Source organism: Micromonospora sp. NPDC023633, assembly GCF_040640035.1.
Taxonomy (GTDB): domain Bacteria; phylum Actinomycetota; class Actinomycetes; order Mycobacteriales; family Micromonosporaceae; genus Micromonospora.
This window is the reverse complement of record NZ_JBFABB010000032.1, coordinates 16,820-37,706: the sequence shown is the minus strand read 5'-3', so window position 1 is coordinate 37,706 and position 20,887 is coordinate 16,820. Positions and strand designations below refer to the sequence as shown.

Genomic DNA, 20,887 nt, shown 5'->3' with positions numbered 1-20,887 from the left:
GGAACGAATGGAAGAGCACGTCCTTGCCGCCGTCGAGCGGGCGACGACCCGCCCGCCGGAGCGCTACGAGACCATCACCGTCCGACCGATCTCTCCGGTCATCGGCGCGGAGGTCTCCGGCATCGACCTCGCCACCGAGCTGTCGGACGAGCAGCTGGCCGAGGTCAGGCGCGCCTTCCTCGCCCACCACGTGCTGGTCTTCCGCGACCAGGTGCTCTCCGCCGAGGACCACAAGCGCTTCGCCGGCCACTTCGGCGAGCTGCGCCGGCAGCCCCTCGCCGACCTCGACGGTGGCGACCCCGCCATCCTCGAGATCAGCGCCGGGCGGGACTCGCGGTTCGTGGCCGGCGAGGACTGGCACACCGACGGCACCGCCGAGGCCGAGCCGTCGCTGGGCTCGATGCTCTACGTCACCAGGACGCCGGAGATCGGCGTCGGTGGCGACACGCTCTGGGCGAACATGCACCTGGCGTACGAGATGCTCTCCCCGCCGATGCGCGCCTTCCTCGACGGCCTGACCGCGGTCCACGACGGCCTGATCCCGTGGCAGGGCCACACCCCGCCGCCGGAGTACGTAGTGCCGAAGAGCGAACACCCGGTCGTCGTACGCCACCCGGAGACCGGTCGCAAGCTGCTCTTCGTCAACGCCGGCTTCACCTCGCACATCGTGCAGCTCTCCCGGCAGGAGAGCCGGGCGCTGCTGGACATGCTCTTCGGCTGGGTCGCCCAGCAGCCGATCCTGAGCTGCCGGGTCCGTTGGACGCCGAACACGCTGGTGTTCTGGGACAACCGCTGCACCCAGCACCACGCCGTGTGGGACTACTACCCGCACTCCCGCTACGGCCAGCGGGTGACCATCAACGGCAGCCGGCCGGCGGGGTAGCGGGCCACGTCGGGTCGCCGGCCGGGCTCGGGTGGCCGGTGGCGAGCGCCGGGCGACGGTCAGCGGTCAGCGGTCAGCGGTCAGCGGTCAGCGGTCAGCCGCGCACGATCTGCTCGGTGTAGGCCCAGTCCGCGTCGAGGGCGGCGTCGCGTTCGTCGGTCAGGCCGGTCAGGTCCGCGCCCGCGACGCCTCCGGCGCCCGCGATCCGGTCCCGGAGGATCCGGGCCGTGACCACGGCGGCCCGGGTGCCCTGGGCGGTGACCGGGTCCAGGTGGTAACCGGCGTCGCCGACCAGGCACCAGCCCGGCCCGCTCATCGGCCGGCGCAGCATGCGCATCCGGCCGGCGCCGCCGATCGAGGTGCTCCGGCGTCCCACGGCGACGGCCGGGCCGAGGTGCGGATCGTCGCGCACCATCCGCTCAAACGAGCGCGCCGGATGCCGGCCGGTCTCGTCAATCAGGCTCTGGTGCAGGTCCAGCGCCACGCACCACTGCTTGTCGCCGCAGGGCGTCGAGATGAGGACGCTGCGGTCCTGCAACGAGAAGTACGAGCGGTCGGTGGGCAGCGGGAGGTTCTCGTAGTACGCCAGCAGCGCGAACCACGGTGACTCGACGACCCGGTAGGCGCCCGCCCCCACGCGTTCGGCGTTGCGCGACAGCCGGCCGTCGGCCAGCACCAGCAGGTCACAGCTGACCTCGCTGTCGACGCCACCGTGCCGCACGGTCGCCCCGCGCACCCGGCCCGCGTCGATCGTGAGGTCCCGCACCCGGGCCGGGCGCAGCACGGTGACGTTGCCCCGGCTGCGCGCCGCCGCCAGCAGCGCCGGGTCCAGCACCTCCCGGGGCACGCTCATCCGGTACGAGTACGCGTCCTCGCGCGGGTAGACCCGCTCCACCACGTCCTCGCCGATGCGCTGGGTGTCGCCGTAGGTGCGCGGGGCGCCGCAGGCCAGGACCGTCTCCAGCAGGCCGATGTCGGCCCAGGCGAGGTTGCCGGACCGGTCCCAGGTGGACTGCTGCGGCCAGAACGCGGTGGGCCGGGAGGCGTCCAGGACGAGGATCCGCTCCGCGTACGGCGCGAGGGCCCAGGCGGTGGACGCCCCGGCGATCCGGCCGCCGACCACGACGACCTCCCAGTGGCCGCCGATCACGCCGGCACCGACTCGGCACGGTGGTGCTCCGACAGGCTCTCGACGTCGTCACGCGACACGGCTCAGTCTCCCATCCGGACCGGACCCGGGGAAGGGAGCGGCCTGGGCGGGGGGACCGGTCGCGGTGGCGGTGCCGTCGGGCCCGCCGGAAACCACCGCGCGCGCGGAAACCGTCGGAGGGGCCTCGTTGTTACTGGCGGATTACCCAAGACCATTAAATTCACCAGGTCAGCGGGCTGCCGTCCGGACGTGGGGTGCAATGTGAACAGTCAGACGATCGCGCGACCGGAGCCCAGACTCGAGGTTCGGGACCTCCGGTGGCGGCAGCTGTGGGCGGGCGCCCGGCTGCTTGCCCAGGCGTACGAGAACGGCGCCATCTGGGCCGCCGCCGGCTCGCTCCCCCGGTGGCAGCGGAAGTCGGCGCTGACCGCCCTCTACCTGGCGGAGCTGGTGATCGCCCAGCTGATGAGCTCGGGCATCACCCTCGCCGCGTACCGTGCCGACCGGCTCGACGGGATCCTCGTCCTCTACGGCGACGAGCGCACCACGCCGTGGTGGGGCTGGGCGTTGCGCTCGGTGGCGTGCCTGCTCGCGGGGCCGCGGGCCGTGGTGCACGCCGTCCGGATCTCCAACGCGCTGGACCGGATGCGCCCCAGCCGCCCGCACGTGTGGTTCGCGGTGCTCGGCCGGCGGGTCGACTCGGTCGGCGTCGGCTACGTCCTCATGCGCGCCGGCCAGGCACGGGCCGAGGCCCTCGGCCTGCCGGGCTACCTGGAGACCTCGGCCGGCCCGGAGCAGGTGCAGATCAACGAGATGCTCGGCTGGACCTCGGTGGACGAGTACGTGCTGAGCACCGGAAGCGTCATCAAGACGATGTGGCGCGACAACCCGGCGCGGTCATGACGGCGGCCGCACTGTGCCGCGGGCTGGACACGCTCTTCGCGGTCCCGCCGGAGCACCGGCTCGACGACGTCGACCGCGCCTCGGCGAGGCAGGTCCTCGGCTGCGACGACCACACGCTGTCCACGCTGCTCGACCGCGGGCTGCGGGCCAGCGGCGACCCGGGCCAGGAGCGGTTCGACTCGCGCGACCTGTTCAACCTGGCGCTGTACTCCGGCACCGGCACGACGGTGCCGGAGCAGGCGTTCGCCTACTCGCTGCGGTGGATGCGCTCGTCGACCGAGGAGCTGCTCGCGCCCCGCGCCTCCCGGTTCGCGACGCGGATCGCCTGCGCCGCCGAGGCGTGCGGCCCGGAGCCGACCAGCACGCTGGCCCTGCCGCGCCCCGAACGCCTCGGCGGTGCGGTGCACGACCTGACGGTCGACCCCGCCGGGGACGCCGACTGGCCGAGCGGCGACACCGTCACCCGTACGGCGTCGCAGCTCGCCGTCACCGCCACCGTCCACACCCGCGGCGAGCGGGCCGAGCTGCGCTCCCCGGAGCTGCGCGCGATCGCCGCCGAGTTCGCCGCCATGGAGCTGCGCTGGGTCAAGCTGCCCGAGGCCCTGCAGAACGACGTCGACCTGGTGACCACGCACGGCGTCGCGAGCTGCGACTCGGCGAGCCGGTACCTGGCGCAGCTCTGCGTCCGGGCCGGCATCCCGGCGGTCACCCGGATCGGCTGGGTGGTCGGCATGCTCGACCTGGTCCACGCCTGGGTTGAGGTCGAGGACGCCGACGGGGCGACCAAGGTCATCGACCCGGTCTTCGCGCTGTTCTCCGCCACCGTGCCTGGCACCAACCCACTGCTGCGGGATCCGGCCGTCGCGCTGCGCACCAACCGGCTCATCCCGACCGGCCTGTCCACCGGCCGGGCCGTGGCCGAGCACCGGTGCGCCGGCGAACCGGCGGCGGCCCGGGTCACCACGAAGATCCTCCCCGCACCGACGCGCCCCCAGGAGGGGTCATGAGTACGACCGAGACGGTTCCCGAGTTCCTCACCGCGTTCCTGCGCGCCAGGTGTCCGGACATCGACTCCGTCGGTGTCGACGACGACCTCGTCGACACCGGCGTCCTGAACTCGATGCACTTCGTCGAGCTGCTCTACCTGATCGAGGCGGAGCTGGGCACGGAGATCTCCCTCGACGAGGTGAGCACGGACGACTTCCGCACGATCTCCCGGATCACGCGACGTTTCTTCACCCCGGGGCAGGGCCTCGGCGCGACACCCAAGGAGTAGCAATGTTGGAGACCCGCGTCCGCGAGGTGGTCGCCTCGGTGTTCGGTGTCGCACCGGACGAGCTGCCCGAGCAGCTCGATCCGGACACCGTGCCGGGCTGGACCTCGCTGCGCCAGATCCAGCTCATGATGGCGCTCGAGAACGCGTTCGGCATCGAGATCGACCCGAACCTGCTGCCGGCCCTCGCGTCCGGCCCGGCGATCGTGCGGTTCCTCGAGGAGACGCTGGCGGTCCCGGAGGGAACGGGCCGATGACGGCGTACCACCCGCAGCTGCGCACGGTGCACGACGTCATCGCCTTCCACGCCGGGCAGCGGCCCGACCATCCGGCGGTGCACTGCGAGGACCGTTCCGTCAGCTACGCGCAGCTGCACCGGTCGAGCAACCGGACGGCGCACGCCCTGCGGCGCGCCGGGGTCACGGCGGGGCACCGCGTCGCCTACCTGGGCAAGGAGTCCGAGCACTACTACGACATCCTGTTCGCCTGCGCCAAGACCGGCACCGTGCTGGTCCCCATCAACTGGCGGCTGCGCGCCGGCGAGATCCGTCACATCATGCGCGACTCCGGCAGCACGGTCCTCTTCTGCGACGAGGACCTCCTGGACACCGTCGACACGCTGCGACCGGACCTGCCCGAGCTGCGCGAGGTCGTGTCGCTGGCCGGCTTCACCGGCTGGCAGGCCGACGAGGACGGCGACCTCGACCCGTCCTGGAGCGAGGAGCAGCCCCTGGCGCAGGTCTACACCAGCGGCACGACGGGCAACCCCAAGGGTGTCGTGCTGGCGCACCGCAGCTTCTTCGCGGTGCGGGACGCGCTCGCCTCCGAGGGCCTGGACTGGATCGACTGGCGGCCGGACGACGTGAGCCTGATCGGCATCCCCGGGTTCCACATCGGTGGGCTCTGGTGGTCGATCCAGGGGTTCAGCGCCGGCGTCACCAACGTCTCGGTCCGGGTGTTCGCCGGGCACGAGGCGGTCCGCCTCATCCGGCGGCACGGCGTCACCACGGCGTGCGTCGTGCCGGCCCAGCTGCAGATGATGCTCGCCCCGCCCCGACCGAAGCGGGAGGACTTCGTCTCGCTGCGCAAGATCGTCTACGGCGGGTCGCCGATCTCCGAGGCGCTGCTGGGCCGCAGCATCGAGATGTTCGGCTGCGAGTTCGCGCAGATCTACGGCCTGTCCGAGAGCGGCAACACCGCGGTCTGCCTGCCGCCGTCGGAGCACGTCGTCGGGGGGCCGCGCATGCAGGCGGCCGGCCGGCCGTACCCGGGCTTCGGCGTGAAGATCATCGACGGTACGGGCCGCGTCCTGCCACCGTTCGAGGTCGGCGAGATCTGCCTGCGGACCCCCGCTCGGATGATCGAGTACCGGGGCCTGCCCGACGCCACCGCCGCGACCCTGGTCGACGGCTGGCTGCACACCGGCGACGCCGGCTACCTGGACGACGAGGGCTTCCTGTTCGTACGCGACCGGATCAAGGACACGATCATCGTGGCCGGCGAGAACGTCTATCCGGCGGAGATCGAGAACGCGGTGTGCGCGTACCCGGGCGTGGTCGAGGCCGCCGCCGTCGCCGTGCCGCACGAGCACTGGGGCGAGGTCGTGCACTGCTTCGTGGTGACCCACCCCGACCAGCCGACGACCGCCCGCGAACTCACCCCGTTCCTGCGGGGACGGATCGCCGACTTCAAGATCCCGGCGAGCTTCGAGTTCGTCGACCAGCTGCCCCGCAACCCCAGCGGAAAGCTTCTCCGCCGGGAGCTGCGTGAACGGTTCTGGCAGCACCTGGACCGGCGCGTGGCCTAGCCGCCCGCCCGGTGCCGTTCTGGCTCCACGACCCTCACTCACCATGCAAAGGCGGACCCATGCACATTTTCCTGCGCCACCACAGTGACCGCGTCGCGCTCTCGATGGGCAACCCCAACCGGATCTCGCTCGGCTACTCGGAGGATCCGCGAGCGGTCGCGAAGAGACTGCCGCGACGCGGCGACGACGAGCCGAGGAACGTGCTCCTGCTGGGCGCGAACGGCTACGTCGGCATGCACATGCTGCGTGAGCTCCTCGGCGACGCCCGGGTCGCGACGGTCTACGCCCTGGTGCGCCGCAAGGGCGACAAGTCCGGGGAGGACCGCATCGCCCGGCAGCTGCGCAAGTACAAGATGGAGCTGCCCGACACCGGGAAGCTGTCGGTCCTGGAGGGCAGCTACCTGGAGCCGGCGATGGGGCTCTCCCCCGCCGCCTACGACCAGCTGCTCACCGAGGTCGACGTGGTCATCGACGCCGCGGGGGCGACGACCCACGACTACCCCTACGCCCGGTACCGCCAGGAGAAGGTGCTGCCGACGCTCCGGCTCGCCGAGTTCTGCCTGCAGAAGCGGTTCAAGACGCTGCACGTCATCGGCTCGGTCGGCAGCGAGGTCTACCAGCAGTGGCGCGACTTCTACCGCAACAGCTTCTTCTACACCGGCTACAGCCGGATGAAGTGGGTCGTCAAGCACATCAGCCTGCGGGCGAACCGCGACGGCGTGCCGATCCACATCTACCAGGCGCCGTTCGCGCTGGGCGGGCCGAGCACCGGGTTCAAGGACCCCGGGATGGAGTACTCGTTCTGGAACATGATCTCGCACGTCCTCCAGCTCGGCATGGTCTGGGACTCGGAGGTCACCAGTCCGGTCGTGGCGGGTGACGTGCTGGCCCGGTCCGTGGTGGCCAACGCGCTGTCGGACGCGCCTCGGGTGATCAGCTACCCGGTGACTCCCGTGACCACCGAGGAGATCGCCGAGCGGTTCAAGCTGAAGCTGGTGCCGTGGAAGACGTTCCGCCGTGAGCTCATCCGCCAGCACCGGTTCCGGCCCGGCCAGATCGACTGGTCGAAGCCGGTGGCCAGCATCCGGCGCGGCCGGCAGCAGTCGAAGTTCGTGAGTTCGCTGTTCCCGCGGTCGTTCCACACGCTGTTGAACAACATCCACACCGCCGCCGCGAACCCGACGGTCGTGCGGGTCGACGCCGACCTGCCGTCGATCGACGTCATGGAGAACAACGCCAGGCGGATCCGCAAGCTCGGCAGGTACCTGCCCGAGGCCGCGCCGGCTCCCGTCGCCGTCCCGGCGTCCGTTCCCGCCCCGGCCCCCGCTCCCGAGCCGGTGGCCGTCGGGGCCGTCTGACCTGCCCCGCCTCGCGCCGCAGCGGCCGGCTGACCCGGCGTCCGACCAGGTCAGCCGGCGGCGGGCGGGTGGGCGCTGTCACTGCGGTGGCCGGTGTGCGCGTCGCGGTCGGCGGCGTACTGCTCCTGGCCACAGGCTCGACAGCTGCGCGCGCTGATCGCAGCGCGGCGGATCGGCTACGCCGAACGGGCCGTGACCGGCTGACGGCCACGACCCGTCCCGGCCGCAGGACACCGGTACGGGGTCAGCCCATCCGGGTGGCGCTGGCGGTGACGCCGGTGACGCTGCCGCCCGACCTGGTGATGTGGTAGGTGACGGTCGTACCGCTCCAGAAGTGGAAGGTGAGGGTCACCCGGGTGCCGTCGTCGACCGCCCCGAAGAAGGTGTCGGTCAACGTGATGCGGTTGCCCGTGTAGTCGGGGGCGAAGGCCACGTCGAACTCCTTGAACGACGTCCAGTCGTGCGGGCCGGCGTTGCTGCCGTCGGCGTACCTCGCCTCCATCGTGGCGAGCTGATCACCACGGAACTGGGTCGGAACGGCGAACGAGGTAGTGTTCCCGGTCGCGTTCGACAGCACCGGCGGGTCGTACGTGACCACGTCGATCCGCCACGGCACCCCGGCCGAGAAGCGGGCGTGCAGGGTGGCGTTCACGCCGTACGCCCGGTTGCCGACCAGCCGGGTCAGGGCACTCGCGGTGAGCGTGAGCTGGTCGCCCGACACGGTGTAGTCGGCGCCCCGCACGAGGGCGGCGCCGCCCTGGTACAGCCCCTGGAAGGCGGTGCCGTTGAGGTTCAGGGGTCAGCGACCTGGCGGCGATCGGGCCGGTACGCCCCGCGGTCCGCGTCACGCGTTGCGGCGGTACACCTCGATGTACGCGGCGGCCCGGTACTGCTGCTTCACGTCCTCAGCCAGCACACCGATCCACAGCGGGCCGGTGCCGGTCTTCGAGCTGACCGTCGTGCGGGCTTGGTCCAGGGCGCCGGTGGGCAGGAACGCCGGCTTCTCCACCACCGCGGAGTGGTACGCGTCCGTGCCCCCCAGCCACCAGACCAGCACGTCCTTGGCCGCGACGTTCCGCGCGTTGTCGATCCGCCCGAGCGTCTGGTACTCGTCGGCCAGCACCTGCGGCAGGAAGCCGCCCCACACCGTGTACGTGTGCCTGCCGAAGGTGCCCAGCGAGTAGCCGTGGCAGAAGAACCTCTGGTCACCGGTAACGGTGGGCCCCGCCCGCCACGCCTCCACGCGGGTGCCGAGATCGGTCCGTACGGAGAGGTTCATCCCGCTGACGTTGTTCGCCAGCGCGGGCTGGTGGAGGATCTGGTCGCCACTGGTCAGGTCGAACGGCTGCATGGGACTCCTCGGGCGCACGTGCGGCGGATGTGGGTACGGCTCGACCCTCGGCCATCCGGTCACGCACGGCAAGCAGACGGTCACCAACCTGACCGGGGCCGCCTGCCGCTGCCGAGCGGCGCACCGCCGCCCGGAGAGGCCGTCGCGGGACCTCCGGGGCGGACGCGCGGGCGACGGGAACGGCGCGACGGGCGACGGCCTACGGGAAGCCCCGCTGCGCGTGCCGGTCGTGGTCCGCGCGGACCACCTCCATGACCTGTGCCGCCACGGCGGAGGGTCGGCGGTCGCGCAGGTCCAGGACGGTGCCGGGGACGCTCACCCGGTTCGCCACGAGCAGCCGCATGATGGCCAGTAGGGCGTCGAACCGGCCGGTCAGGTCGAACCGCCGGCCGTCGGGTCCGATCACGAGGGCCGGGCTCACCCCGGTAGCGAGGGCGGTGCGCTCCCAGTCGATCTCGTACGACCGACCGTCGGGACCGACCCGCACGACGAGTTGCCTCGTGCGGTGCAGCAGCGCGAGGTAGGTCAGCGGCACGGTCAGTTTCCTGCCCAGGTCGATCGGGCGGGCGCCGTCGGCGGGGAAGACGCGCAGGACGGTCTCCAGCACCGGGCCGACGTACTGGAACGTCGTCGTGCCCCGCAACTCCAGGAACCGGCCGCGGACGAGGTGCCCGCCGTGGCGGGCCCACCGGCGGTCCACGCCGCCGAACGCGCCCTTCTCGGCAGGCAGCCGGTCGACCACCCACCTGGCCCGCCCGTCCGGCACCGGCTCGGGCGTCGGCCACCCGCCGGCGGCCCGTTCGACGAGGCCCTGGAGCCGCGTCGCGACGGCAGGGTCGGCGCGTCGCAGGTCGATCGTGTCGCCGTCCATGGCGATCCGGCCCGCAGCCCCCGTCCCCGTGATCCGCCACAGCTCCAGCAGGAGATCCGGGCGCCCGGTCAGCACGACGTGCCGGCCGTCGAGACCGCGCAGCCTGCACGTCCTGACGCCCGACAGCAGGGCGCTGCGCGGCCAGTCGATGCCGAACTCCTCGGCAACGTCGGGATGGACGACGGCGACGAGTCGCCCCGCGGTGACGGCCGCCAGGCAGAGGGACGGCACGCGCCACGTGTGCGTCGACTCGAACGGCTCGCCGCCGTCGGGGTGGACCCGCAGCCTGAGCCGGATGCGCGGCTTCGGCTCGTCGGGGTCGAGGTCACTCCCGTAGTCCTGGTAGGTCGCCTCCCAGTCCTCGCCGTACGACACGAACGTCGCCTCGCGCACCTCGGCCACGGCCAACCGGCCGGCCTGGATCGGAATACGGGCGTGGGGGGTCCACATGGCGAGGGTGTCGTCGTCCCAGTGGGCCGCCGTGGACACCCGGTCGCGCTCGGTGATGACCCGGAAGTGCTTCCGGGTGAAGAGGAAGGCCGCGACGGAGGTCGCGAGGGTGGACCCCAGCCCGGCGAGCAGGAAGGCCAGCGGGACTCCCCGGTCGGCGCCGCTCGCATCGGCGACGCCCAGGGCCCCGAAGACCAGCAGGATCGGCCCCGCCACCCCGAACAGGGTGAAGAGCGCGAGGTTGCCGACGAACGTACGGGCGAAGCTCTGCACTGCACCTCCTCGGCAGACGTCGGTCCTTGATACCACCGCGCGAGGTCTTCGAGGGGGCGGCGCGCTCCGCCGAGGTCAGGCGGTGCCCGCGACCGTGGCGTCGGCGGGCACCGTCCTGGCGGCATCAGCTGGCGCAGCAGCCGCCGGCCGGACCGCTGGTGGGGGCGGCATCGAGGGTCACCAGGCGCAGCGGGGTGGAGAGCAGGCCCCCGGAGATGCCGGTGGCGAGACCGCGACCGGCCGGCTCGGCGGCGGGAGCGGGACCGCAGCAGCCGTCGCCGTCGACGGACTCGGCGGGGTTGCTGTTGCACACCCCGGTCTCGGGCAGGTCCAGCTGGACGTCGCGGGCGGCAGCCCAGTCCCCGGCGAGGGCGGCGACGACGGAGCGGACCTGCTCGTAACCGGTGGCCATGAGGAACGTCGGCGCCCGGCCGTAGCTCTTCATGCCGACCGCGTAGTAGCCGGCCTCCGGGTGGGACAGCTCGTCGACCCCGTGCGGGGGCACGGTGCCGCAGGAGTGCTCGTTCGGGTCGATCAGCGGGGCCAGGGCCCGGGTGGCGCCCATCACCGGGTCCAGGTCCAGTCGCAGCTCGGCGGCGATCGAGTGGTCGGGCCGGAAGCCGGTCGCGGCGACGATCCGGTCGACGGTGATCGGCTCCTCGCCGCCGTCGGCGTGCCGGACGACGACCGCGACGCGGCCGTCGGTCGGGGTGAGCGCGTGCACGGAGAAGCCGGTGAGCAGCCGGATCCGGCCCGCGTCGACGTGCTCGCGCAGCCGGGAGCCGAGGGCACCGCGCGCCGGGAGGGCATCGGCGTCCCCGCCGCCGTAGGTGCGGACGGGGCTGGCCGAGCGGATCGCCCAGGTGACCGTGGTGCCGGGTTCGGCGGCGGCCAGCTCCGCCAGCGACAGCAGCGTGTTCGCGGCGGAGTGCCCCGCGCCCACGACGAGGGTGTGCCGGCCGGCGAACCGCGCCCGGTCCGCGCCGAGGACGTCCGGCAGCGCGTGCTCCAGGAACGCGGCGGCGTCGGCCTCGCCACGGGCGGGCAGGCCGGAGGCGCCGAGGACGTTCGGGGTGGACCAGGTGCCGGAGGCGTCGATGACCGCGCGGGCGAGGAGTTCGGCGCCGTCGGCGAGGCGGATCAGGAATGGCGTGTGCTCGCGGCCGGCGGTGCGCAGCCGGTCCAGGCCGAGGCGGCTGATCGCCTCGACCCGGGCGCCGTAGCGCAGGTGCGGCTTGAGGGCCGGCAGCTCCGCGAGGGGCTGAAGGTAGTCGCTGACCAGCTCCGCGCCGGTGGGCAGGGCCTCCGGGTCGGGGGCGACCCAGCCGGCGTCGTCCAGGAGCCGGCGGGCGGCGGGGTCGATGTCGTAGCGCCACGGGGAGAACACCCGCACGTGTCCCCACTGCCGCACCGCCGCGCCCGGGGTGTCGCCGGCCTCCAGGACGGTGCAGGCGATGCCACGCTCGTGCAGGTGGGCGGCGGCGGCCAGGCCCACCGGTCCGGCGCCGATCACCACGACGGGCAGGTCGTTCAGGGTACTCATCAGACAACTCCACTTGGATAGGAAACTGTCGAATCAAAGGGCCGGACGGGGCCGGCTTCCGGGGGCGGGAGAAGTCAGGCGACGACCGGACTGCGCCGCTCGAGGAGGACGACGTCGCGCCACCGGCCGTGGTGGCGGCCCACCCGTTCGCGAACGCCGATGACGCGGAAGCCGGCCCGACGGTGCAGGCTGAGGCTGGCGGTGTTCTCCGGAAAGACACCGGACTGGATGGTCCAGATGCCAGCCGCCTCGGTCGAGGCGACAAGCGCGTCCAGCAGGAGCCGGGCCACGCCACGACCCCGCGCGCCGGGGTCGACGTAGACGGAGTGCTCCACCACTCCGGCGTAGACGGCGCGGGCCGAGGTCGGCGAGACGGCGACCCAGCCGACCACCCTGTCGCCGCCGTCGACGGCCACGAAGCGGTGGTCGGGCAGCCTGGCCGCGTCGAAGGCGGCCCAGGTGGGCGCGCTCGTCTCGAAGCTGGCCTCGCCGCCGTCGAGACCGGCCTGGTAGATCGCCAGCACCCGCTCGGCGTCGCGCGGGCGCATCGGGCGGACGGTGGCGGCGGCCATCAGCAGGCCCCGTTCGGACAGGGGGCGGGGCGGCCCATGACGACGTCGGCGGCGGAGGGGAAGCAACCGACGCAGGCGTCGTTGATGCGGTAGTGGCGGGCGGTACCGACCGGCTCCACGAGCACGAACCGCACCTCGGTCAGGATCTTCAGGTGCTGGGAGACGGTGGACTGCGCCAGGCCGATCGCGGCGACGATCTCCCCCACACTCATCGGCCGGGCGCGCCGGGCGAGGTATTCGACGATCTGCACCCGGGTCGGGTCGGCCAGGGCACGGAACCAGGACGCATAGGTCTGCGCCGTCGTCCGGTCGAGCACCTCGTCCACCGCCACTCCTTCTATCGCTTATCGCCGATTGACGATCGAACGCTACCAGGCGAGGACGCGACGGGTGTACGCGCCGACGAGGGCGTGGTCGTAGCGACGCCGCGCGCGCTGGGCGACGGCGGACACCTCGGCACAGGAGGCACAGAACGCACTCCCGCCCGGCCTGCCACCGACCGTCGAGCTCTGCGGAACATGACGATCCCCTTCCCACGGAACCTGTCTTGACGTTCGTCTAAGCAGACGGTTGCACGTTGATTAGAAGGATGTCAACCTAGAGGCATGTCGAAGCAAGCGGCTCCGCTCCCCCGCCTGGACCTGACCGCCGACGCGCCCTGCTGCCCTCCCCTGGCGCAGCGCCGCGTGCCGGCCGGGACGGCCGCGGCGCTCGCCCCCGCGTTCAAGGCGCTCGGGGATCCGGTGCGGTTGCAGCTGATGTCGATGATCGCCTCGGCGGACGGCGGCGAGGCGTGCGTCTGCGACCTCACCCCCGCCTTCGACCTCACGGGGCCGACGATCTCGCACCACCTGAAGACGCTGCGCGAGGCGGGACTGGTGGACGCCGAGCGGCGTGGGACCTGGGTCTACTACCGGGCCCGCCCGGCCCTCCTGCGCCAGCTCGCCGCGCTGCTCACCGTCGAGCCCACCGCCGCGTCGTAGGTTCCCGCCGGAGACTCAGCGCCCAGCTCAGCTCAGTTCGGGCGGCCTCGTCACCAGGACGCCTTGCGGATGCCCGGCAGCTCCCCGCGCAGCGCCAGCTCGCGGAACCGCACCCGGGACAGGCCGAACCGGGAGAGCACGCCCCGGGGCCGGCCGTCGACGACGTCGCGGCTGCGCAGTCGTACGGGGCTGGAGTCCCGGGGCATCCGGGCCAGCCGACGCACCGCCTCCTCCCGCACGGCCGGCTCGGTGTCCGGATGGGCGATGGTCCGCTTCAGCTCGGCGCGGCGCTCGGCGCGCCGGGCGACGAGGTCCTCCCGGCGGGCCTGCCGGCCGCCCAGGCTCCTGCGGGCCATCAGCGCGCCTCACGGAACTCGACGTGCCGGCGCACGACCGGGTCGTACTTGCGCAGGACCAGGCGGTCCGGGTCGTTGCGGCGGTTCTTGCGGGTCACGTACGTGTAGCCGGTGCCGGCGGTGCTGCGCAGCCGGACGATCGGCCGCACGTCGGTCTGGCGGGCCATCAGAGCGTCACCCCCCGGGCGCGCAGCTCGGCCACGACCCTCTCGATGCCCTTGCGGTCCACGGTCTTCAGCGCCCTGGCCGTCAGGGTGAGGCTCACCCACCGCCGCTGCGACGGCAACCAGTAGCGGTGGTTCTGCAGGTTGGGATTCCACCGGCGACGGGTGCGTCGGTGGGAGTGGGACACGGCGTTGCCGAAGCCCGGCTTCGCCCCGGTGATGTCACAGCGTCGCGACACGGTTGCTCCTTCATGTTGCGGCTCACCATAATGAAACTCGTTTTCATTTTTACATCGGCCGTTCGGGCGGCAGCCACGCGGGGGTGCCGGCGGCCCACACCGGCACCGACGAGCCGGAGCGACACCCGCCGACCCCGCGGGGCGCCGATCACCGACGGGTCGACCGCGTGTCTATAATGACAATCATTTTCATTTGAGTCGAGAGGACCGTGATGTCGACGTCTCCACTGGCACCGGCCGACGCCCTCGCCCGGACGGCGGACGCCCGCCCCTCGCTGACCGTGCTCAGTGGCTTCTGGCCGTCCGCCACGTACGCCGTCGCCCGTGCCCTGCTCGCCGCGGACCCGGCGCTGCTGCTGGTCCGGCACGATCTCGCCGGCCTCGGCGCCGGCAGCGTGCACCGCATGGTGCGCGACGGTTCGGGGGTGCTCGAGGACGAGCGGATCACGCTCGCGCACGGCTGCGTCTCCTGCACACTGCGGGAGGACGTCCTGCCCACCCTCGCCCGGCTGGCCCGCGCGCATCCGCGCCGTGACCTGGTGCTGATGCTGCCCGAGGTGGTCGAGCCGGAGGCGGTGGCCGCCGTCTGCGCGCACTGTCTCGTCGACGGCGTGCCGCTGACCGACCTGGTCCGGGTCGACTCCTACGTGACCGTGGTCGACGCCGAGCACCTGCTCGACGGCCTGGTCAGCACCGACGACCTCAAGGCCCTCGGAATCCAGGCCGCCGACAACGACCACCGGGCGCTCGCCGACGTCATCGTCCGGCACATCGAGTTCGCCGACACTCTCGTCCTGTGGGGACAGTCCCGCGAAGGGACGTACGACACCAGCCGGCTGTCGGTGTTGCTGGAGCGGATGGCGCCGTGGGCGGCACAGGTCCGCGTCGACGGCGACCTCGTCGACGCCGGCGCGCTGACCCGCCAGTTGCGCGGCACCCACCGGCACCGCCCCGAGACCCCGGGTGTCCTGGCCCGGGGCCTGGAGGGCCGCGTCCTCGGCGTGCACGAGCCGCACCCCGACTGCGGGGTGGTCTCGGTGGTCTTCCGCGCCCGCCGGCCGTTCCACCCCCGGCGGCTGCACGACGCTCTCGAGGAGGTCAACGCGGAGGTCGTCCGCTCCCGGGGGCACCTGTGGCTGGCCAGCCAGCCCGAGACGGTCGTCGCCTGGGACTTCGCCGGCGGCGGCCTCGGGCTCGGCTCGCTCGGCCGGTGGCTGGCCGCCCTTCCCGACCCGCACTGGGACGAGGCCTCCGACGACCGCCGGCTCGCCGCCGCGCTGGACTGGGACCCCTACTACGGCGACCGGCATCAGCACCTGGTCTTCGTCGGCCTCGACCTCGACCCGTCGGCGCTGCACCGCACCCTCGCCGGCTGCCTGCTCACCGACGCCGAGCTCGCCGACGGTGAGGACGCCTGGCGCCGCCTCGACGACCCGTTCGCCGGCTGCTTCCCGCTCGCCGACCTCGGCCCGACCGACACCGACACCGACCTGACCGGCATCGAAGGAGAGTCCGCATGAAGCCCGGCATCCACCCCACCTACCGTCCTGTCGTCTACCGCGACCGCGCCGCCGACTTCGCCTTCCTCACCCGCTCCACCGCCACCAGCGAGCAGACGGTCGAGTGGACCGACGGCAACACGTACCCCGTCATCGACGTGCAGGTCTCCGCCGCCAGCCACCCCTTCTGGACCGGCAGGCAGCGCCTGCTCGACACCGCGGGACGGGTGGAGAAGTTCCGCGCCAGGTACGCCCGCCGCGGACCGCAGCGGCCACGCTGACCGGGGCGCGCATCCACCGGGTGGCGGGTGGCCGGGCTGGACGGCGACCTTGGCGCGCGGGCGCTCCGCCTCGTCGCCGCCGCCCACCGCGCCCAGGCCTTCCCTCGCGAGCCGGTCGCCGCGGCGACCGGCTCGCGGGCGACGCCGGCGTGACCCTCGCCCCGGCCCGTCACCTGTCCCGCGCCCGGGGAGCGACCAGGCCGGACTCGTAGGCGAGGACCACGAGTTGGGCGCGGTCCCGGGCGTGGAGCTTGACCATGGCCCGGTTGACGTGGGTCTTCGCGGTCATTGGGCTGATCACCATGCGGTCGGCGATCTCGTCGTTGGACAGGCCCCGCGCGACCAGCGCGACGGCCTCGCGTTCGCGGTTGGTCAGCCCCGGCAGGCCCGCCTCGGCATCCAGGTGCTGCGGCTCGGTGACGTACCGGTCGATCAGCCTGCGGGTGATCGACGGCGCGAGCAGCGCGTCGCCGCGAGCGGCGACGCGTACGGCGTGGAGGAAGTCCTCCGGCTCGATGTCCTTGACGAGGAAACCGGCCGCGCCGGCGCGCAGCGCGTGGAAGACGTGTTCGTCGAGGCCGTAGTTGGTCAGGATGACGACGTGCACCCGGGCCAGGGCCGGGTCCGCGGCGATGCGACGGGTCGTCTCGATGCCGTCCATGACCGGCATCTGGATGTCGACGAGCGCGATGTCGGGCAGGTGCTCCCTGGCGAGCGCCAGACCCTCCTTCCCGTCGGCGGCCTCGGCCACCACCTCGATGTCGTCCTCGACCTCTAGTAGCGCGCGGAATCCGCTGCGGAGCAGCGGCTGGTCGTCGACCAGCAGGACGCGGATCACGATCGGCCCACGGGGAGTTCGGCGTGGACGGTGAAGCCGCCCTCGTCGCGTGGTTCCGCGCGCAGGCGACCGCCGAGGGCGGTGACGCGTTCACGCATCCCGAGCAGCCCGACGCCGGGCACGGGGGCGGTGCCCGGCGTGGCCCTGCCGTCGTCGTCGACCCGGATCGCGAGGGCGTCCGGCCGGTAGTCGATCCGGACCGACGCCGTGGCGGCGGCGGCGTGCCGGGTGATGTTGGTGAGCGACTCCTGAACGATCCGGTAGGCGGTCCGGTCCACCGCGGCCGGCACCTCGTGGCGTCGTCCCTCGATCGTCAACGTCGCGTCCAGGCCGGTCCTACGGGCCCGTTCCAGCAGTGCCGGCAGGTGGGCGAGCCCATGCGGCGGGGTCCTGCCGTCGTCGCGCAGCGCCTCCAGGGTCGCGCGCAGTTCCCGGGTCGCCTCACGACCCGCCTCCTGGATCACCAGCAGGGCCTCCGGCACCTGTTCACCCCGCTTGCGGGCCAGGTGCACGGCCACTTCGGCCTGCACCTTGATGACCGAGATCTGGTGGGTGAGCGTGTCGTGCAGCTCCCGCGCGATGTGCAGCCGCTCCTCGTCGGCGCGGCGCAACGCGGTCTCCTCCCGGGTGCGTTCGGCTTCGTCGGCGCGCCGCTCGGCCTGCCGCAGCGCCTCTCCCGCCGCACCGGCGGCGACCAGCCAGGCCAGCTCGAGGGCGCCCCGGGCCCGTGCGAGCGCCTCGCCCACGGACATCTCCGGTGGCAGGGCGAGGGCCGCGAGCGGGAGAGCGGCCAGCATCAGCACCGCCACCACGACCGTGACGACGCGGTGGCCGGCCCGCACGGCGGCGTACACCGCGAACAGGAACGCGACGGCGGGCACGTCGACGCCGACCGCCTGGTGGCCCACCGCGCACAACCCGGTGACGGCCAGGACGGGAACCGGAGCCCGCCGAGCGGCGGCCAACGCCAGGCCACCGGCCACCAACAGCGCGTAGCCGAGCAGGTCGACGCCCGCGGCGGAGCCGTCGCCGGACAGCCCGGCGACCAGCAGGGTCGCCGCCACGCCGACGGCGATCGCCCAATCTCTGACACCGGCCGGAACGCCGGACCGTCCTGGGTACATGGGCGCACCCTAGCCAGATCCGGCCGCGGACGACTCCCCCTCGCAGACGAGCGGCCGCCTACCGCACGCGCAGTACCGTCCCGTCGCCTGCGGCGTCCGCAGCAGCCGGCCGCGCCACCGGCGGCAGCGCGGATTGCCTGCGTCAGCGGGACGACCGGCGGTGCGCCCGGCGACATGATCGGGCGACAGCCACGCCTCGGAAACGAGACGTACGAGAGGAGACGGACATGAGCTCGTCAGGAACCCTGAAGTCGGTCCGACTGGTGCTTGCCGCCACCGCAGCCGCCCTGCTCGGGGGGTTCGGGCTCGCCGCACCGGCGGCCGCGCACGTCACGGGCCAGCCGGCCGCCGCCGGTGTCCTCACCATGAGCGCCGGGCGGCTCGGGGCGACCGTGGCCGTCGTGCTGGGGCTGGCCGGCGTGGTCGTCGGCGGGCTGGCCCTGGCCCGCCCCACCAGTCGCCTCGGCACCGGCAACGGGCGGCTGGGCGCCACCGTGGCCCTGGCGGCGGCGCTGGTCGGCACGGCCCTCGGCGGGGTGGTGGTGGCCACCGCCGACAGCGGCATCGGCACCGGCAACGGGCGAGGCGGGGCCTACCTGGCCCTGGTGCTGGGGCTGACCGCCCTGCTCCTCGGTGGACTGGCCCTGGCCCGCTCCCGCCGTACCGGCTGACCGGCTGGACGACGCGGGCCTCGCCGGCTCGCACCAGGTCGCGCCTGATGTTGACGACTGCCGGTCCCTGACCGATCGTGACGGGATGACGAAGCGTGTGTGGCTGAACAGGGACGAGGACTTCCGTCCGGGCGCGGAACTCTTCCGGAACGAGCGGCACTTCGTCCTGTGGTCGTATTCGGCGACGCACGGCCAGCTGCTTCTGCGGGCGGACCACCTGCCCGGAAAGCACGACCGCCTTCCCACGACCGTCGAGGTGCTGTTCAAGCCGATCGAGGCGGTGCGGATGCAGGGCGCCTACCGGGGCCTGACGATCCGGTGCGCGACGGCGGACGAGGCCACGCGTATCGAGCGGGACGTCGCAGGCCGTCTCTCGCCCGAGGCACGCGTGCTCATCCTGGAGAGTGAGGGCGTGACCGGTCATGTCGTCACCCTCGCCGTCGGGTGGAGCGAGGGTGTGCTGTCGTACCTGCAGCCGTCGTTGTTCAACACCTTCAGCCCGTACAACCCGGTCTGGCCGACGAAGCCTCTCGCCGGGGTCGGCGGCGAACTCGACGTCGCCTCGCCCCAGGCCGTCGCCGAGGCGTTCCGCACCGGCATGCCGGAGGGCGTACGCCGCGAGCGGCACCGTCACGTGCACCTGCTCACGGCGGTGACCGAGCAGGACGGCCGCCGGACGCGACACAACCTGGGCGTCTTCCTCACCGAGGCGGACGCCGAAGAGGCACGCCGGCTGATCGAGTCGGACGTGGCGAGTTGCTGGATCGAGCCCCTCCCGATGGTGCTCTAGTCGGAGGCCGGGCGACGGTCGGCACGGGGTTGGCCCCGGACGCGACGCGGGGCGGTCGTTTCCTGTTCGACGTGATGGAAGCGACCGCCCCGTGCCGGATCACAACGCGGTGGGAATCACGTGATCGGGTATGTCCAGCCAGAACGACGCCCTGAACCTGATGACCCAGGCCGCCGACGAGGGCATCGCCACCGCCGGCACCGAGACCCTCGCCGGGCGCCGCCTCGCTGATATGCGCGACTTCTACAGCTACATGCTCGGCGAGATGCCCGCGCTGATCGAACGCTGGCACGCCACGCAGCGCCCGCGCGCTGGCCGTTCCTGAAGCACCGCCGCTGCCGGCACCACCTTGCCCGCCCCCTCAGGGCCGCCGGCGGGCGTTGAGCCGGGCGGCCTGGCGCGTCAGGTGGTCGCGTTCGGCGAGGTTGGGTGCCTTCTGGGCCGCCTCGGCGTACAACCGTGCCGCCGTCGCCAGGTCACCGTCGCGCTCGTGGAGGTAGGCCGCCACCGCCGCGTGACGGGGCAGTGAGTCGTCCAGCGCCACGAGCGCAGCCAGGCCGGCACGCGGTCCGTCGGCCTCGCCGACCGCCACCGCGCGGTTGAGCCGGACGACCGGGCTGTCGGTCAGGCGCGCGAGCTCGTCGTACCATTCGACGATCTGCACCCAGTCGGTCTCCTCGGCGGTGGGCGCGTCGGCGTGCAGTGCCGCGATGGCGGCCTGGGCCTGGAACTCGCCGAGCCGGTCGCGGGCGAGGGCCGCCTGCAGGATCTCGACGCCCTCGGCGATCGACGTGGTGTCCCACCGGCCGCGGTCCTGCTCGGCGAGCGGCACCAGGCTGCCGTCGGGCGCGGTCCGGGCGGCACGCCGGGCGTGGTGGAGCAGCATGAGGGCGAGCAGCCCCGCCACCTCGGGGTGGTCGATCGCGGCCGCGAGCTGCCGGGTGAGCCGGATGGCCTCGGCGGCGAGGTCGACGTCGCCGGAGTAGCCCTCGTTGAAGACCAGGTACAGGACGCGCAGCACGGTCGCGACGTCGCCGGGCTGGTTGAACCGCACTCCGGAGACGGTGCGCTTGGCCCGGCTGATGCGTTGCGCCATGGTCGCCTCGGGCACCAGGTACGCCTGGGCGATCTGGCGGGTGGTCAGCCCGCCGACGGCGCGCAGCGTGAGCGCGACCGCGGACGACGGCGTCAGCGACGGGTGGGCGCACAGGAAGTAGAGCTGGAGCGTGTCGTCCACCTCGGGCGCGGGCCCGGGCGCCGGCTCCTCGTCGACGAGGTCCTCCCGCCGGCGGCGGGCGGCGTCCGCCCGCGTCGCGTCGAGGAACCGCCGCCAGGCCACGGTGACCAGCCAGCCCTTCGCATCCCGGGGCGGCTCGGCCGGCCAGGCGCGGACCGCCTCGACCAGCGCGTCCTGTACGGCGTCCTCGGCCGCCGCGAAGTCGGCTCCGCGGCGGACGAGGATCCCGAGCACGACCGGCGTGAGGCTCCGGAGCAGCGCCTCGTCCATC

General features: G+C 73.1%; 26 protein-coding genes. 13 read left to right on the top strand and 13 right to left on the bottom strand.

What is annotated here, in order from left to right:
• The first annotated feature begins 7 nt into the window (after window positions 1-7).
• On the top strand, window positions 8-883 hold the full coding sequence (locus tag AB0G13_RS13035; protein ID WP_357873046.1) for a TauD/TfdA family dioxygenase: 876 nt from the start codon (window positions 8-10) through the stop codon (window positions 881-883).
• Between the two features lie 94 nt (window positions 884-977).
• Here AB0G13_RS13035 and AB0G13_RS13030 read toward each other — a convergent pair whose 3' ends face one another.
• A complete protein-coding gene (locus AB0G13_RS13030) occupies window positions 978-2,033 on the bottom strand; it encodes an NAD(P)/FAD-dependent oxidoreductase (protein ID WP_357873044.1) in 1,056 nt (351 codons plus the stop codon).
• 261 nt (window positions 2,034-2,294) lie between these two features.
• Between AB0G13_RS13030 and AB0G13_RS13025 the strand changes: the two genes are divergently transcribed.
• The 6 genes from AB0G13_RS13025 to AB0G13_RS13000 are packed head-to-tail and all read left to right on the top strand — an operon-like array spanning window position 2,295 to window position 7,374.
• Complete coding sequence (locus tag AB0G13_RS13025; RefSeq protein WP_357873041.1) at window positions 2,295-2,936, top strand: hypothetical protein; 642 nt, start codon at window positions 2,295-2,297, stop codon at window positions 2,934-2,936.
• Window positions 2,933-3,943 (top strand): hypothetical protein, encoded by a 1,011-nt coding sequence (locus AB0G13_RS13020; protein WP_357873039.1) that lies wholly within the window; start codon window positions 2,933-2,935, stop codon window positions 3,941-3,943. The genes AB0G13_RS13025 and AB0G13_RS13020 overlap by 4 nt, the downstream gene beginning before the upstream one ends.
• The gene (locus tag AB0G13_RS13015) at window positions 3,940-4,212 is read left to right on the top strand and encodes a phosphopantetheine-binding protein (RefSeq protein ID WP_357873037.1); all 273 of its coding nucleotides are present in this window, start codon (window positions 3,940-3,942) and stop codon (window positions 4,210-4,212) included. Before AB0G13_RS13020 ends, AB0G13_RS13015 begins: the two co-directional genes overlap by 4 nt.
• A gap of 2 nt (window positions 4,213-4,214) precedes the next feature.
• Window positions 4,215-4,466, top strand: coding sequence for an acyl carrier protein (locus AB0G13_RS13010; protein ID WP_357873034.1), 252 nt, complete (start codon window positions 4,215-4,217; stop codon window positions 4,464-4,466).
• Window positions 4,463-6,016: a long-chain-fatty-acid--CoA ligase gene (locus AB0G13_RS13005; RefSeq protein WP_357873032.1), complete on the top strand. Its 1,554-nt coding sequence runs from the start codon at window positions 4,463-4,465 to the stop codon at window positions 6,014-6,016. Before AB0G13_RS13010 ends, AB0G13_RS13005 begins: the two co-directional genes overlap by 4 nt.
• Window positions 6,017-6,075: 59 nt before the next feature.
• Window positions 6,076-7,374: an SDR family oxidoreductase gene (locus AB0G13_RS13000; RefSeq protein ID WP_357873030.1), complete on the top strand. Its 1,299-nt coding sequence runs from the start codon at window positions 6,076-6,078 to the stop codon at window positions 7,372-7,374.
• Between the two features lie 244 nt (window positions 7,375-7,618).
• Here the strand turns inward: AB0G13_RS13000 and AB0G13_RS12995 are convergent, their stop codons facing one another.
• From AB0G13_RS12995 to AB0G13_RS12970, 6 genes are all read right to left on the bottom strand, one after another.
• Window positions 7,619-8,116, bottom strand: a complete 498-nt coding sequence (locus tag AB0G13_RS12995; protein ID WP_357873027.1) for a X2-like carbohydrate binding domain-containing protein — start codon at window positions 8,114-8,116, stop codon at window positions 7,619-7,621.
• Window positions 8,117-8,218: 102 nt separating this feature from the next.
• Entirely contained in the window at window positions 8,219-8,725 is a 507-nt protein-coding gene (locus AB0G13_RS12990; RefSeq protein WP_357873024.1) for a hypothetical protein, read from the bottom strand.
• A gap of 199 nt (window positions 8,726-8,924) precedes the next feature.
• Window positions 8,925-10,319, bottom strand: coding sequence for a hypothetical protein (locus tag AB0G13_RS12985; RefSeq protein ID WP_357873022.1), 1,395 nt, complete (start codon window positions 10,317-10,319; stop codon window positions 8,925-8,927).
• A gap of 124 nt (window positions 10,320-10,443) precedes the next feature.
• Window positions 10,444-11,862, bottom strand: a complete 1,419-nt coding sequence (locus AB0G13_RS12980; protein WP_357873019.1) for an FAD-dependent oxidoreductase — start codon at window positions 11,860-11,862, stop codon at window positions 10,444-10,446.
• 74 nt (window positions 11,863-11,936) lie between these two features.
• A complete protein-coding gene (locus tag AB0G13_RS12975; protein WP_357873016.1) occupies window positions 11,937-12,434 on the bottom strand; it encodes an N-acetyltransferase family protein in 498 nt (165 codons plus the stop codon).
• The gene (locus tag AB0G13_RS12970; RefSeq protein ID WP_357873014.1) at window positions 12,434-12,760 is read right to left on the bottom strand and encodes a metalloregulator ArsR/SmtB family transcription factor; all 327 of its coding nucleotides are present in this window, start codon (window positions 12,758-12,760) and stop codon (window positions 12,434-12,436) included. Before AB0G13_RS12970 ends, AB0G13_RS12975 begins: the two co-directional genes overlap by 1 nt.
• 279 nt (window positions 12,761-13,039) lie before the next feature.
• Here AB0G13_RS12970 and AB0G13_RS12965 point away from each other — a divergent pair, with 279 nt between their 5' ends.
• Entirely contained in the window at window positions 13,040-13,417 is a 378-nt protein-coding gene (locus tag AB0G13_RS12965) for a metalloregulator ArsR/SmtB family transcription factor (RefSeq protein ID WP_357873011.1), read from the top strand.
• A 50-nt stretch (window positions 13,418-13,467) separates the two neighbouring features.
• Here the strand turns inward: AB0G13_RS12965 and rpsN are convergent, their stop codons facing one another.
• From rpsN to rpmB, 3 genes are read right to left on the bottom strand one after another with little or no spacing between them, the layout of a single operon-like run.
• Window positions 13,468-13,773: a 30S ribosomal protein S14 gene (gene rpsN / locus AB0G13_RS12960; RefSeq protein ID WP_357873008.1), complete on the bottom strand. Its 306-nt coding sequence runs from the start codon at window positions 13,771-13,773 to the stop codon at window positions 13,468-13,470.
• Window positions 13,773-13,940, bottom strand: coding sequence for a 50S ribosomal protein L33 (gene rpmG, locus AB0G13_RS12955; RefSeq protein WP_013287204.1), 168 nt, complete (start codon window positions 13,938-13,940; stop codon window positions 13,773-13,775). Before rpmG ends, rpsN begins: the two co-directional genes overlap by 1 nt.
• Window positions 13,940-14,176 carry a 50S ribosomal protein L28 gene (rpmB, locus tag AB0G13_RS12950; protein ID WP_357873005.1) on the bottom strand — a complete coding sequence of 79 codons (237 nt, stop codon included), beginning with the start codon at window positions 14,174-14,176 and terminating at the stop codon, window positions 13,940-13,942. The genes rpmG and rpmB overlap by 1 nt, the downstream gene beginning before the upstream one ends.
• A gap of 209 nt (window positions 14,177-14,385) precedes the next feature.
• Here rpmB and AB0G13_RS12945 point away from each other — a divergent pair, with 209 nt between their 5' ends.
• Window positions 14,386-15,696 carry a GTP-binding protein gene (locus AB0G13_RS12945; RefSeq protein WP_357873002.1) on the top strand — a complete coding sequence of 437 codons (1,311 nt, stop codon included), beginning with the start codon at window positions 14,386-14,388 and terminating at the stop codon, window positions 15,694-15,696.
• Entirely contained in the window at window positions 15,693-15,956 is a 264-nt protein-coding gene (locus AB0G13_RS12940) for a type B 50S ribosomal protein L31 (RefSeq protein ID WP_357872999.1), read from the top strand. Before AB0G13_RS12945 ends, AB0G13_RS12940 begins: the two co-directional genes overlap by 4 nt.
• Before the next feature lie 169 nt (window positions 15,957-16,125).
• Here AB0G13_RS12940 and AB0G13_RS12935 read toward each other — a convergent pair whose 3' ends face one another.
• Both AB0G13_RS12935 and AB0G13_RS12930 read right to left on the bottom strand, forming a co-directional pair.
• On the bottom strand, window positions 16,126-16,794 hold the full coding sequence (locus AB0G13_RS12935) for a response regulator transcription factor (protein ID WP_357872996.1): 669 nt from the start codon (window positions 16,792-16,794) through the stop codon (window positions 16,126-16,128).
• A complete protein-coding gene (locus AB0G13_RS12930; protein WP_357872993.1) occupies window positions 16,791-17,918 on the bottom strand; it encodes a histidine kinase in 1,128 nt (375 codons plus the stop codon). Before AB0G13_RS12930 ends, AB0G13_RS12935 begins: the two co-directional genes overlap by 4 nt.
• Before the next feature lie 227 nt (window positions 17,919-18,145).
• Here AB0G13_RS12930 and AB0G13_RS12925 point away from each other — a divergent pair, with 227 nt between their 5' ends.
• From AB0G13_RS12925 to AB0G13_RS12915, 3 genes are all read left to right on the top strand, one after another.
• On the top strand, window positions 18,146-18,589 hold the full coding sequence (locus tag AB0G13_RS12925; RefSeq protein WP_357872990.1) for a DUF6223 family protein: 444 nt from the start codon (window positions 18,146-18,148) through the stop codon (window positions 18,587-18,589).
• Between the two features lie 85 nt (window positions 18,590-18,674).
• Window positions 18,675-19,379 (top strand): hypothetical protein, encoded by a 705-nt coding sequence (locus AB0G13_RS12920; protein ID WP_357872987.1) that lies wholly within the window; start codon window positions 18,675-18,677, stop codon window positions 19,377-19,379.
• 130 nt (window positions 19,380-19,509) lie between these two features.
• Entirely contained in the window at window positions 19,510-19,704 is a 195-nt protein-coding gene (locus AB0G13_RS12915; RefSeq protein ID WP_357872984.1) for a hypothetical protein, read from the top strand.
• Between the two features lie 36 nt (window positions 19,705-19,740).
• On the opposite strand, the gene AB0G13_RS12910 is transcribed toward AB0G13_RS12915, so the two are convergent.
• Entirely contained in the window at window positions 19,741-20,886 is a 1,146-nt protein-coding gene (locus tag AB0G13_RS12910; RefSeq protein ID WP_357872981.1) for a DUF6596 domain-containing protein, read from the bottom strand.
• Between the last annotated feature and the right edge of the window lies 1 nt (window position 20,887).

Excerpts from the sequence above, each read along its gene's own strand:
- AB0G13_RS12965 (WP_357873011.1), top strand. The coding sequence starts at position 13,040 with ATGTCGAAGCAAGCGGCTCCGCTCCCCCGCCTGGACCTGACCGCCGAC.
- rpmG (WP_013287204.1), bottom strand. The coding sequence starts at position 13,940 with ATGGCCCGCCAGACCGACGTGCGGCCGATCGTCCGGCTGCGCAGCACC.
- AB0G13_RS12915 (WP_357872984.1), top strand. The coding sequence starts at position 19,510 with ATGTCCAGCCAGAACGACGCCCTGAACCTGATGACCCAGGCCGCCGAC.
- AB0G13_RS12980 (WP_357873019.1), bottom strand. The coding sequence starts at position 11,862 with ATGAGTACCCTGAACGACCTGCCCGTCGTGGTGATCGGCGCCGGACCG.
- AB0G13_RS13020 (WP_357873039.1), top strand. The coding sequence starts at position 2,933 with ATGACGGCGGCCGCACTGTGCCGCGGGCTGGACACGCTCTTCGCGGTC.
- AB0G13_RS12910 (WP_357872981.1), bottom strand. The coding sequence starts at position 20,886 with ATGGACGAGGCGCTGCTCCGGAGCCTCACGCCGGTCGTGCTCGGGATC.
- AB0G13_RS12940 (WP_357872999.1), top strand. The coding sequence starts at position 15,693 with ATGAAGCCCGGCATCCACCCCACCTACCGTCCTGTCGTCTACCGCGAC.
- AB0G13_RS12990 (WP_357873024.1), bottom strand. The coding sequence starts at position 8,725 with ATGCAGCCGTTCGACCTGACCAGTGGCGACCAGATCCTCCACCAGCCC.
- AB0G13_RS13005 (WP_357873032.1), top strand. The coding sequence starts at position 4,463 with ATGACGGCGTACCACCCGCAGCTGCGCACGGTGCACGACGTCATCGCC.
- AB0G13_RS13010 (WP_357873034.1), top strand. The coding sequence starts at position 4,215 with ATGTTGGAGACCCGCGTCCGCGAGGTGGTCGCCTCGGTGTTCGGTGTC.
- AB0G13_RS12975 (WP_357873016.1), bottom strand. The coding sequence starts at position 12,434 with ATGGCCGCCGCCACCGTCCGCCCGATGCGCCCGCGCGACGCCGAGCGG.
- AB0G13_RS13000 (WP_357873030.1), top strand. The coding sequence starts at position 6,076 with ATGCACATTTTCCTGCGCCACCACAGTGACCGCGTCGCGCTCTCGATG.
- AB0G13_RS13035 (WP_357873046.1), top strand. The coding sequence starts at position 8 with ATGGAAGAGCACGTCCTTGCCGCCGTCGAGCGGGCGACGACCCGCCCG.
- AB0G13_RS12925 (WP_357872990.1), top strand. The coding sequence starts at position 18,146 with ATGAGCTCGTCAGGAACCCTGAAGTCGGTCCGACTGGTGCTTGCCGCC.
- AB0G13_RS13015 (WP_357873037.1), top strand. The coding sequence starts at position 3,940 with ATGAGTACGACCGAGACGGTTCCCGAGTTCCTCACCGCGTTCCTGCGC.
- AB0G13_RS12930 (WP_357872993.1), bottom strand. The coding sequence starts at position 17,918 with ATGTACCCAGGACGGTCCGGCGTTCCGGCCGGTGTCAGAGATTGGGCG.
- AB0G13_RS12920 (WP_357872987.1), top strand. The coding sequence starts at position 18,675 with ATGACGAAGCGTGTGTGGCTGAACAGGGACGAGGACTTCCGTCCGGGC.
- rpsN (WP_357873008.1), bottom strand. The coding sequence starts at position 13,773 with ATGGCCCGCAGGAGCCTGGGCGGCCGGCAGGCCCGCCGGGAGGACCTC.